Raw genomic sequence first — 11115 nt, 5'->3', positions numbered from 1 at the left:
GGTTTGGCGGCCGTGGCGGACGGCGAGGTGCTGGCTTCCTTGGCCTTGCCGCTGGGGGGCTTGCTGTCGGAGCAGCCTTTAGAGGAAGTGCAGCGACAGTTGGGGGCCTTGCATGCGGCGGCCCGCTCGCTAGGCGTGAAAAAAGAGCATGATCCTTTTATGACCCTGGCTTTTTTGAGCTTGCCCGTCATTCCCAGGTGGAAGCTAACCGATCTCGGCTTGGTAGATGTAGATCTTTTTCAGATAGTGCCTGTTTCTCTTGCGGCTGCTGAGTAAGAAAGTATTCCATATTCTTTTGAGGCTCCTGCTTTATTTGTAAAAATAAAGCAGGAGCTTTTTGGTTATAACTGGAATAGTATGAAGAAATTACAGTATGAGAAAATCGATGGAAAGCAAGCATAACAGTCCAGCATTTTGTAGCGGGAGTTGATGGTGTTATGTGGAATCGAATTTCGTATCGGGACAAATTGCTGCTCTGGGTCATGCCTGTGCTGCTCCTGGGTTTGGTTGCCTTGGCCGTTGGCGCGTATTGGTACAGTCACAAAGTGGTGGAGGAAAAACTGACCCAAAGTATGCTGGCGACGGCGGAAAAAGCGGCCGCTGGCCTCGAGCTGTGGTGTCGCACCTTAGTGGTAGAACCGGAAACCATTGCGGCGACGCCTGCAGCGAAAGCTATTAACGAAAGTTTTGCACAAATTGATGCGCAGAACTTGAATCGAAAGAAATTTTTGCAAGCCCACTATCCGGATCTGTTCTTGGATATTTACGCAGCGAATCGGGAGGGCGTATACCATTCCTTGTATTTGGAAGGAACTGAGGGCCGCATTTATGTCGGCAACGTGTGGAGCCGAGAGTATTTTCAGTCCATTATGGCAGGCGGCGGTACGCAGCTGACGCCGCCGCTGCTTTCAAGGACGACCGGGAAACCAACTATCTTTGCTGTTGCGCCTATTTTGGATGAGAACGACAAACCGCAAGGCTTGGTGGGAGCCGGAATTTCGCTGGGTTATGTAGAAAAAATGGCCCAAAGCATGCGTGTTGGCGAAACTGGCTATGGTATTATTGTTGCGAAAGACGGAACCTTTATTTATCATCCGCGTCATGATTTTATCATGGTTAAGCGCATTAGCGAATTTCCGGATGAGTCCATCCAGGAACTGGGGCGCCAGATGCAAAGCGGCGGTTCCGGCGTATATCGTTATGAGTTTGAAGGACAGAAGAAAGTAGCTTTTTATGCTGCCGTGCCTTTTGCCGGCTGGTCGGTAGCGACTACTATTGAAGAAGCGGAGCTGCTGGCGCCGCTGCGGCAGATGCTGCAATTTTTATTAGGCATTACCACGTTGATTTTGGTAGTTGTCGGTCTTGTTTTGTGGCTGGCGGCTAGGCGCTTGACGCAGCCATTGCGGCAATTGGACCAACAGGCTCGGCGCATTGGAGAAGGAGATTTGGAGACGCCGCTGCTGCGGCTGGATTCGGGAGACGAAGTAGGACGCTTGGCTGCAGCCTTTCGTTATATGGTAGAGATGCTGCGGCAGATGGTGAGGGAACTGGCTCAGAAAAACCAGGACCTTGAAGAAGCGCGCAACCGCCTGGAACAAAAGGTCGCAGAAAAGACGCAGGACCTTATGGCGTCGAATGAAGAATTGACGGCCATGAATGAGGCGCTGGAACATGCGAATAGCCGCTTGGAAGAGGAAGTGGAAATTCGGCGTCAGACAGGCGAGCGCCTGCAACTGCGGGAGCGCCAATATTTGGCGGCGATGGATCTAGTGACTCGGCCTGCGAGCGAGAGCAGCCAGTGCTTGGAAATTATTTTGCGCAACGCCTTGGAATTGGTTAACGCACCCAGCGGTTATATTGGTCTTTACGATGTCAAAGCGCATGAATTTGTGCTGCATCATGCCAAGGGCCTGCACGCCCCGCGGATTCAAAAAGCGTTTCCCATGGGGATCGGCATGCAAGGCAAGGTCTACGCGAGCGGAGAGCTCTTATATGTAGAGGATTACCGGACATATCCGAAACGCATCAGCGATACGTATTTGGCCAGTATGACGAACATTATCATGCTGCCACTGAAAAATGGCGCTGACGTATGCGGGGTATTCGCCGCCAGCTGGGAAGATGAGGTACGCCGCATTCATGAAGAAGATGTGGAGACGCTTCGTCAATTTGCCGACTTGGCTTCGGTGATTTTGGAGCGGGTGCAAGCGCAGGAAGTCATTCGCCATATGGCTTTTCATGATTCTCTTACAGGCCTGCCCAATCGAGCGGGGCTGCAAGAGAAACTGCGGGAGGAACTCGTCATCAACAACGAAACAAAGAAAGGCGCTCTTTTCTTTGTTGACATGGATGATTTGAAGGCAATTAATGATAATTTCGGACACTCTAGCGGCGATCATGTAATTATTACCGCCGGAAATATTCTGTGCCGGGTCCTGGGGAAAGACGCATTTGTTTCGCGCTTAGGAGGCGATGAGTTTATCGCGGTGCTCTCCGACTTAGAAAGGGAAGCGGCCAGCGCTGTAGCCGAACAGGTCATTCGGGAGCTGAGCTGCGAATATGCGGTGGCGGGACGGCAGGTGCATTTATCTGCCAGTTTGGGCGTTGCTTTATACCCGGAAGACGGAGAAACAGAGGAAGAGCTTCTTAAACGGTCGGATAGCGCCATGTACGCCGCTAAACGGGCTGGGAGAAACTGCTGGCGTTTTTATGAAACGGCGTTGTCTGATGAAGCGTATGAGCGGATGGCTCTGACTAATAGCTTGCGCCGGGCCTTGGAAAACAAAGAGCTGTTCTTACAGTACCAGCCGCAGCTTGATTTGACTTCAGGACGCGTAAGCGGTTTTGAAGCGCTGCTGCGCTGGCGAAGTGAAGAGCATGGATTTGTTTCGCCAGCCAAGTTTATACCTATTGCCGAAGAATGCGGCTTGATTTTGCCGATTGGCGCCTGGGTGTTGGAGGAAGCGGCGCGTTTTGCGAAGCGGTTGGCAGCGAGAGGCTTTGGAGAGGTTCATATCGCGGTCAATATATCGCCGAAGCAGCTGTTGGCTGCGGATTTTGTGAAGCAGGTGCAGGATATCTTGACTCGTGAAGAGGTTGCGATGGAGCAAATTGTGTTGGAAGTGACCGAAGGAATCATGATCGAATCGATGGAAGAAAGTATCGGCAAACTATGGGAACTCCGGAAAATGGGGCTGCTTCTGGCTTTGGATGATTTTGGCACAGGCTATTCTTCGTTAACTTATCTGAAGCATCTGCCGATCAACCTTCTAAAGATGGATAAATCGTTTATTAATGTCGAAGAAATGGAAGGAACCCAGGAAGAAATGATTGCTTCCATTATCTCTTTGGGCCATACCTTAGGCATGGTTTTAGTGGCGGAAGGCGTGGAAACCGAGGTGCAGCAAGAGGTGCTGAAGCGGCGAGGCTGCGACTGTTTGCAAGGTTATATTTTCAGCCGCCCTGTAGATGCCGAAGAAGCCTTGAAATTTTTAATGTAAAATTTTGTCATGGAGCTTGTTTTCAAAGAAGAAATAAAGGTGCATCGCCGATAATAAGCAGTAAGGATTTCTATCTTGACGCATAAGGAGGCGAAACCATGAATGTTTCTTCGGCAACAAGCAATTGGTGGCAATATCTGCAGCGGCTGCAGAACAATTCTACTGCGGATCAGAGTACCACTACGCAAACAACAGCCACGACCTCGGAAACAAAATCTCGGTATGAAGGTCAGGACAGTGAGACAGCTGCGGCATTCTTTAGCGGGCTCATGAGTCAAGGATTAGTGCCAGTAAGTGGGAGTACTAGTTCAGATACGGCCGAAAGCAGCAGTGATAACACTTCGAAGTTGGAAGCTGTTTTATCTTCCTTTCTCGACAAAGTAAAAAACGGTACCGTAACCGATGACGATTTGACAGCGTTGCAGAGCGCCTTAAATGAATCTGACGACGCCACTACGCTGGCTGCCGCACCACCGCCGCCGCCGCCGCAACATGTCAATAGAGATGAACTGTCGGCCTTGCAAAGTCTGCTGGCCAGTCTAAGTGATTCTAGTGAAGAGACCGATACGGCAGCGGCTGTAGCAGGAACGTTGGCTTCATCAACCGATTCGTCGACAACTTCCGCGACGACTTCCACCGACACGGCCAGCACAACCGAGTCAGACACGACGAGCGACAGTACTAATGGCACTTTCAGTCTAGCTTCGTTCTTGCAGAAAGTGGAAGACGGGACCGTTAGTACTGATGATTTGAATGAATTGGCGGATCTGCTCAAAGAGATCGAAGCCGAGAGCCAAGCGGCTTTCATGCCGCCGCCGCCTCCGCCGCCGATGCAAGTGGCGGCCAGCGCCTATGACACCAATCAAAGCTACAGCGTAGCCAGCACGGACAGCACTACTGCCGCGCAGAGCGTATAGAGAACGGAAAACAAAACAGGAGTAGAGTGAGTAGAGTGAGGGCTTTTAAAGGACTATTGTGTTTGCCATTTCTTTGAGTGTTCCTCAGTTGTACTTTCTACTAAAAAAACCGCCTTTTGGCGGTTTTTTTAGGTTCTATTGTTTCTGCTTTTGTGTATCCCTCTGTCGTACCCTCCTTTTACTCCCTCTACTCCTGTTCAAAATTACGTCCCTATTATTTTTTTAGTCTCAGGCGCAGTAAGAGCGAGGCCAGGCGACGCCCCAGAAAGGGAACGCGTTCGGCGTCGGCTAAGGTCAAACCGCCGCAAGCAAGGAGGATAGCGGCATACAAGACTGTCGCTAAGAGAATCAGCGGGAGCAGCAGCCAAGCGATTGGGATGTTATAGGGCAGTAAAAAGACGAATGCCTCGTAGATGGCGGCGGACATGAGCAGCGTAGCCAGGATGGTTTTGCCCAGTTCCGCCCAATCCGTGCGAAAACCGGTGTGGCGGGAAATCCAATAGTAGTTGAGCAGGGCGGCAACGCCGAAATCCGCATTCGTAGCCCAGGCGGCGCCGCAAATGCCCAGCGAAGGAATGGCTGTGAGCACATAGTTAAGGACGATCTTTACTATGGCGGCCAGGCCCATATTGATTACCGGCAGTGTAGGGCGGCCCAAACCCTGAAGAACGCCGGTAGTGACTTGATGTACGCCCAACAGGTATACGCCGAAGGCCAGCACCTGAATGACGTCTCCCGCTTGCGGCGCGCCATAGACAACAGTCGCTACCGGTACCGCTAATACGTACAAAGCGCCGGAAGCGGGGAAAATAACGAGATTCGTCATGCGCATGGCCGTGGTAATGCGTTCTTGCACTTCGTGTTTTTGCCCCAGGGAGGCCACGGCGGAGACGGACGGTACAATACTAGTAGCTAAGGCGGCGGTCATCATCGTAGCTAGATTTACCAAAGGAACGCCCATGCCCGTAAGATAGCCAAACAGTTCAGTAGCTTGAGTGATGCTGTAACCAGCCGCTTCCAGACGAACCGGTACGATGAGCAAATCCAAGTTGGCAACGACAGGCAGCATTAAGCTGGCTAAGGACACCGGTAAAGCTAATTTGAAAAGGCGCTTAAACAGTCGCCCTAAGGATTCTGTTGGTTGTGCGGTCGGCGTAGCTGCTTCCCCAATCGATTTTTCCTGTCGGCGTAAGCGAGCGTAATAGTAGAGTAGCACCGCCAAGCCGGCAGCGGCGCCGGCAGCGGCGCCTAAGCTGGCGCCGCCGGCGGCGAAAGCAAGGCCTTGGGGCAGCAGCAGGCTGGCAAAAAAAAGCATGGCCATAACTCGAAAAAGCTGTTCGACTATTTGTGAGACTGCTGTAGGAGTCATGTATTGCCAGCCTTGCAGATAGCCGCGCAAGCCGGCAATGAGGGTGACCAGAAAGACGGCTGGGGATAAGGCTAAAAGAGAATAATAAGCGCGGCCGTCACGAATAAAGCCAGCGTCAATCAGCCATGCGGCGCCCCAGTACATTGCCAAGCTTAAAATGAGACCGGTGGCGGTGAGAAAGCAAAAAGACGCTCGGAAAAGCTGTCGTCGTCCCAGGACGTCATTTTTGGCGATTTTTTCGGCAGTAAGAATGGAAATGGCCACAGGAATGCCTGCGGTGGAAAGGCTCAGGGCCAACAGATAGAGAGGGAAGGCCATTTGGTAGAGGCCAATTCCTTCGCCGCCAAGGACCCGAGAAAGAATAATCCAGTTGAGAGAACCGATGACCTTAACAACCATGCCTGCGGCGGTAAGGATCAAAGTACCCTTAAGAAGTCGGTTGCTGGTACTTTTTTCTTGTGTCATGAAGTGCAATCATCCTTTTTGGAAGTCGTTTGAACGAAAGTTCTTTTGTATAGGTAACCTGCAAAAAGCAGTGTCTAGCTATGCTATATATATAAAACCATGTTTTGGGCGTAATAGGAAGTCTTTTTTTTGTTTTAGAGGTTGACGCGATAAAAAGGATGAAGTAATATAAAAACAATGATAGTGAGAATCAATATCAAAATCAATTTAAATAATGCAACAAGGTGTTATTAGAACAAGAAAAACGAGTTAAAGGAGGAAAAAAGATGTCAGTCATGGTTATCGGGGGAGATTACTTAGGGGTAATCGAAAAAAATCTTTACTCTTTGGGAGTTACGAAGCTAGTTCATATCGATGGACGTAAGGCAATAAAAAAAAGTCGCTTAAACATTCCCAAACAAATTTCCTGTGTCTTGGTTTTTACAGACTATGTGAACCATAATATCGTCAAAATTGTTAAAGACGCGGCGAAGACACAAGGGGTTCCTTCTTTTTTCACTAAACGCTCCTGGGGAGCAATGGAAGCGGCTTCTATGCAGGATGAGTTGTTAAAATTGCAGAGGGCGAACTAAATTATCAAGGAGGATTTAAACATGTCTTTATGGATTCACACGGATTGGCAGGAGGCAGTTGTGCAGATTCACGGAACGGTCAAATGCGAGCATGTAGAGGAATTTCGGCAGCGTTTGTTAGCGTGCGTGACCCAAGGATATCGGCGTATTGTTTTACATGCAGAGCAGATGGTGTCGGCTGAATGCGAAGCGATGCTAGATGAAGTGGATCATCAACTGATTTGGCTTGGCGGCGCTTTGATTCGGACCTGGGAGGAGCCGGAGCTTGCATAAGCCGAAAAAAGAGAATGCTACGATCTGATGGAGAAAGTCTTTGAACTTCGTTTCATGAGGGCATGATACGGAGTTTATTTTATTTGCAGAGGAGTAAGGAACATGAAAAAAATTGCAGTAGTTTATTGGAGCGGTACTGGGAATACGCAAGCTATGGCGCAGGCTGTGGCAGATGGGGCCAAGCACGAGGGGACGGACGTATTTCTTTTGGAAGCGGCGTCGGCATCGGCGGCGGACGTTGCGGCTGCTGACGCTGTGGCGTTTGGGTGCCCGTCGATGGGGGCGGAAGAATTAGAAGAAATGATAATGGAGCCCTTGGTAGCCGAATGTGAACCGGTGCTTTCCGGCAAACCGCTGGCGTTGTTTGGCTCCTATGGTTGGGGCAATGGCGAATGGATGCAAGAATGGGAGAGCCGTATGCAGAAAGCCGGTGTGCAAATGGTAGCGGAAGGATTGATTGTTAATGGCGCCCCGGACGCAACCTCTTTGGCGCAATGTGAGGCGTTGGGAAGGCAATTGCGCTAACTATAAATAGAGCGCTGCCAGCGTTATTCCTAGCAAGGAATAACGCTTTTTTCTTTGCTTCTATGCTACAATGAAAAAACAGTGTATAAAGGCGGAGGAAAAGACAGTGGGAAGTGTGACACGCTTGCAGGGGTTGGCTTTGTTGTTGGCAACAGCGGTGCTGTGGAGTACCAGCGGCATAGGAATAAAATGGGTGTCTTGGCATCCGTTGGCCATTGCCGGAGCGCGCAGCGGGATTGCGGCCATCGTGGTTTGGGCGGCGTTTCGCAAGACGGAGCTATATTGGAACCGGTCGTTAGTTATCGGCGGCATTGCCAATGCGCTTACGGTGCTTCTTTTCGTGTCCGCTACCAAGCTGACAACGGCAGCTAACGCTATTTTATTACAGTATACATATCCAGTCTTTGTTGCCGTGCTGGGAATGATGTTTTTGCAGGAGAAGCCATGTCGGGCGGATTGGCTGACTATGGGAACTATCTGCGCCGGCATGGTGCTGTTTTTTCAGGAACAGATGTCACCGGGGCGTTTGGAGGGCAATATACTGGCTATTGGCAGCGGCGTGACCATGGCTGTAATGGTGGTGGCGCTGCGCAGCCAGAAAGAAGGATCTCCCTGGGGGTCGGTGCTATTGGGCAACGTGCTGGCTGCGGTATGCGGCTTGCCTTTTTTCTTTGACGGCGGACCCGGGGAGGAAGGCTGGCTGGTGCTAATCGCCTTAGGGGTGGTGCAGCTTGGCTTATCCCATGTGTTATATTCTATAGCAATTAAGCAGGTAACCGCGTTAGAGGCATCTATTGTTACCATGGTAGAGCCCTTGCTCAATCCAATCTGGGTGTTTTTGCTCTTAGGAGAGCAGCCTGGCATTTGGGCATTGTGGGGAGGCGGCGTTATTTTGACAGCAATGGCGGTGCGCTACGTCCTGCCTGAATTGAGGCGGCGCATCGGTTGATTGAAATAAAGGGTTTCTAAGTTTTGAGAGCCTGGGAAAGGAGGAAGAGAGAGGGTTTGCGAGAAGGACAAATCAATTTTCGTGCTTTTCGCGAGTTTCGCGGTTGGATAATAAATTCGAGAGACGTTGCTAACGAACCGCGAAATACACGAAATACGCGAAAGGGGCTTTTAAGAGTATAAACGGCGGCATAATTGTATTTGAGACAAGATTTCCGCGCGCCTCGCAAAAGCAGGCTAAGGCGGCAGTTTCTTAACTCGCTGCGCTCAAACAGGCGAAACTGTCATCCGCCTTTCCCTGCTTTTACGTCCTGCGGACCGTCTTGCTCCAATAAAAGTCTCAAATACAATCACGGTCGCCGCAGCCTTAGTCGAACCCTCCGTGACTCCCGCGACTCTTGTTCAATATTTCCAAGGTTCTGTGTGACGTTCCTCTCAAAGGACCGCGCAGCGGTTATTCTGATTGTTGCTTTTCTGAAGAAGGCGCTTGAAAAATCAGAATAAATTTTACTCAAGAAAGGATTTGTAAAAATAAAGCGAATTAATATATAGATATAGATTTTTCTTGAAAACAGCTTTTGCAAACCGGGAGGGCACTTGTGTGAGCAAAAAGTGGTGGCTCCTGCCAGGGCGGGTTTGGCAGGGGCTGAGTATGCGTAAAAAACTGGGCTTGGTCTTTGCAGTTTTGACGGTAGCGCCCTTGCTGTTGACCACTTTTTTGACATGGCAATCCTATGGAACGGCTATGCGGGAAACGGTAGTGGAGCGGAATCGGCAACTGGCGGAACAGATAGGTTCTGACCTGGAGTGGGTCTTTGCGGAAAAGATGCGCTTACTGCGGCTGATGGCCAAAACCGCTGCCATTCGGTCCATGGATGCGGAGCGTCAAAATGAAGCGCTCCGTCAAATGGTGCGGCAGTATCCGGACATACAACTGGCCGTGGTGGCGGACGCGCAGGGACGGCAAGTGGCGCGTTGGGACGGACGGATGGAAGAGGCCCGGAATATTTCCTATTGGGACCGGTCCTACTATACAGAGGTATTGAGTACAGGGAGTACTGCTATTTCCGATGTGCTGCTGGCGAAAAGTACGCAGAAAATGGGAATTGTTGTAGCGGAGCCCATTATGGCAGACGAGCGTATTGCAGGAGTATTGATCGTCAATATCGAGCTTCGCGCCTTGTTGAATCGCATCGGAGCGACGATAGTGGGCGATTCCGGCTATGCCTATGTGGTAAACCGCAATGGACGCATGATTATGCATCCTGATTTGGGGCTACTTGCCGAAGGCGTGGATGCATCTTCAATGCGGCCCGTGCAGGAAGTGCTGGCGGAACATAACGGTTCCCTTGAATATGAAGATGTACAAGGTACTACGCTGTTGGCCAGCTATCGTTTTGTGCCGACGACCCGCATGGGGGTTGTTGTGCAGCAGCCGCTGCAAGAGGCGATGGAGCCGGTTGCCGTATTAAAATGGGTAGTCTTGGTGATTGCCTTGCTTTCGTCCGCTTTAGCGGCGGCAGGAGCGCTCGAATTGGCGCGTACCATGGCTAAGCCGCTGGTGCGTATTTCTGAGGCTACCCGCCGTTTGGCCGCAGGTGATTTGAGTTTTCGCCTGCCGGTAACAAGCAAGGATGAAATCGGACAATTGGCGGCTAATTTCAACGACATGACAGAGCAGCTATTGCATCGTGACGAGGCTTTGAGTCATGTTCAGGGGGAATTGGAACGGAAAGTAGCGCTGCGTACGCGAGAGCTGCAGGCATTAAATGAAGAATTGCGGCGTATTTCCCGGGCCGACGGCTTGACCGGCTTGGCCAACCGGCGCTATTTTGACGAATTTCTGCAGCGTGAATGGCTGCGGGCTAGACGAAACCAGGAATGCCTGGCTTTAATCATGATCGATGTGGATGAGTTTAAAAGTTACAATGATTATTATGGGCATTTGCACGGTGACGATTGTTTGCGCCGTATCGGGGCGGCGTTAGTGCAGACGGTCAAGCGCAGCAGCGACTTGGTGGCTCGCTATGGCGGTGAGGAGTTTGCCGTGGTTTTACCGGCTACCTCGGAAAAAGGCGCATTGGAGCTGGCTGTGCAGATTCAGCAGGCCGTGGCCTCTGCCTGCATTCGTCATGAACGTTCTCATAGCGGGGAAGTTATTACTGTCAGTATGGGGATCGCTACATTTATACCGCAAGGAGATGAAACCTATAGAGAACTTGTGGCCGTAGCGGACCAGGCACTGTACCAGGCCAAGCGGCAGGGGCGAAATTGTATTTGCCTCGGGAGCCACTAATCGGGAGCTACTAATTCATGCGCATCTCGCGGCAACGGGGTGCTTTTTCCGCTGTACGTCGTCAGAAAGCCTCGGCAGAGCGCCGCTATGCCTGCGTTTTCTTCCTCGTCTAGCGAAAAAATCGGTTCTATAATAAATGTTGGGGTAAGCACGCAAGAGCATGTTTACTCCAACATTTTTTTGCACAAAAAATGAGCATAAAGTAAATAACTCACATACAATTAAAGTTGCTAGACACTAATCGAAAGGA

9 protein-coding genes are annotated in these 11115 nt (G+C 50.7%); 8 read left to right on the top strand and 1 reads right to left on the bottom strand.

The window, feature by feature from the left end:
• From PHF27_RS11030 to PHF27_RS11020, 3 genes are all read left to right on the top strand, one after another.
• A partial coding sequence (locus PHF27_RS11030) for an adenine deaminase C-terminal domain-containing protein (protein ID WP_300069844.1) occupies window positions 1–276 on the top strand: 276 nt, incomplete at its 5' end.
• 161 nt (window positions 277–437) lie between these two features.
• Window positions 438–3500 (top strand): EAL domain-containing protein, encoded by a 3063-nt coding sequence (locus PHF27_RS11025; protein ID WP_300069842.1) that lies wholly within the window; start codon window positions 438–440, stop codon window positions 3498–3500.
• Between the two features lie 98 nt (window positions 3501–3598).
• Window positions 3599–4417, top strand: a complete 819-nt coding sequence (locus PHF27_RS11020) for a hypothetical protein (protein WP_300069839.1) — start codon at window positions 3599–3601, stop codon at window positions 4415–4417.
• 214 nt (window positions 4418–4631) lie between these two features.
• Here PHF27_RS11020 and PHF27_RS11015 read toward each other — a convergent pair whose 3' ends face one another.
• Window positions 4632–6251 (bottom strand): polysaccharide biosynthesis protein, encoded by a 1620-nt coding sequence (locus PHF27_RS11015; RefSeq protein WP_300069837.1) that lies wholly within the window; start codon window positions 6249–6251, stop codon window positions 4632–4634.
• A 266-nt stretch (window positions 6252–6517) separates the two neighbouring features.
• On the opposite strand from PHF27_RS11015, the gene PHF27_RS11010 reads away from it, so the two are divergent.
• The 5 genes from PHF27_RS11010 to PHF27_RS10990 all read left to right on the top strand — a co-directional run bounded on the left by PHF27_RS11010 (window position 6518) and on the right by PHF27_RS10990 (window position 10865).
• Window positions 6518–6823, top strand: coding sequence for a DUF2325 domain-containing protein (locus PHF27_RS11010; RefSeq protein ID WP_300069833.1), 306 nt, complete (start codon window positions 6518–6520; stop codon window positions 6821–6823).
• A 21-nt stretch (window positions 6824–6844) separates the two neighbouring features.
• The gene (locus tag PHF27_RS11005; RefSeq protein ID WP_300069830.1) at window positions 6845–7096 is read left to right on the top strand and encodes a hypothetical protein; all 252 of its coding nucleotides are present in this window, start codon (window positions 6845–6847) and stop codon (window positions 7094–7096) included.
• A gap of 102 nt (window positions 7097–7198) precedes the next feature.
• Window positions 7199–7621 carry a flavodoxin gene (locus tag PHF27_RS11000; RefSeq protein WP_300069827.1) on the top strand — a complete coding sequence of 141 codons (423 nt, stop codon included), beginning with the start codon at window positions 7199–7201 and terminating at the stop codon, window positions 7619–7621.
• Window positions 7622–7727: 106 nt separating this feature from the next.
• Entirely contained in the window at window positions 7728–8570 is an 843-nt protein-coding gene (locus PHF27_RS10995) for a DMT family transporter (protein ID WP_300069824.1), read from the top strand.
• 600 nt (window positions 8571–9170) lie between these two features.
• Entirely contained in the window at window positions 9171–10865 is a 1695-nt protein-coding gene (locus tag PHF27_RS10990; protein WP_300069821.1) for a diguanylate cyclase, read from the top strand.
• The last annotated feature ends 250 nt before the right edge of the window (window positions 10866–11115 follow it).

Source organism: Anaeromusa sp., assembly GCF_028691475.1.
GTDB lineage: Bacteria > Bacillota > Negativicutes > Anaeromusales > Anaeromusaceae > Anaeromusa.
The sequence above is the reverse complement of the archived record's forward strand: the minus strand, read 5'-3'. Positions and strand labels throughout refer to the sequence as shown.

What these genes read in the sequence shown, in the direction of transcription:
- PHF27_RS11025 (WP_300069842.1), top strand. Translation starts at nt 438, where the DNA reads ATGTGGAATCGAATTTCGTATCGGGACAAATTGCTGCTCTGGGTCATG.
- PHF27_RS11020 (WP_300069839.1), top strand. Translation starts at nt 3,599, where the DNA reads ATGAATGTTTCTTCGGCAACAAGCAATTGGTGGCAATATCTGCAGCGG.
- PHF27_RS11015 (WP_300069837.1), bottom strand. Translation starts at nt 6,251, where the DNA reads ATGACACAAGAAAAAAGTACCAGCAACCGACTTCTTAAGGGTACTTTG.
- PHF27_RS11010 (WP_300069833.1), top strand. Translation starts at nt 6,518, where the DNA reads ATGTCAGTCATGGTTATCGGGGGAGATTACTTAGGGGTAATCGAAAAA.
- PHF27_RS11005 (WP_300069830.1), top strand. Translation starts at nt 6,845, where the DNA reads ATGTCTTTATGGATTCACACGGATTGGCAGGAGGCAGTTGTGCAGATT.
- PHF27_RS11000 (WP_300069827.1), top strand. Translation starts at nt 7,199, where the DNA reads ATGAAAAAAATTGCAGTAGTTTATTGGAGCGGTACTGGGAATACGCAA.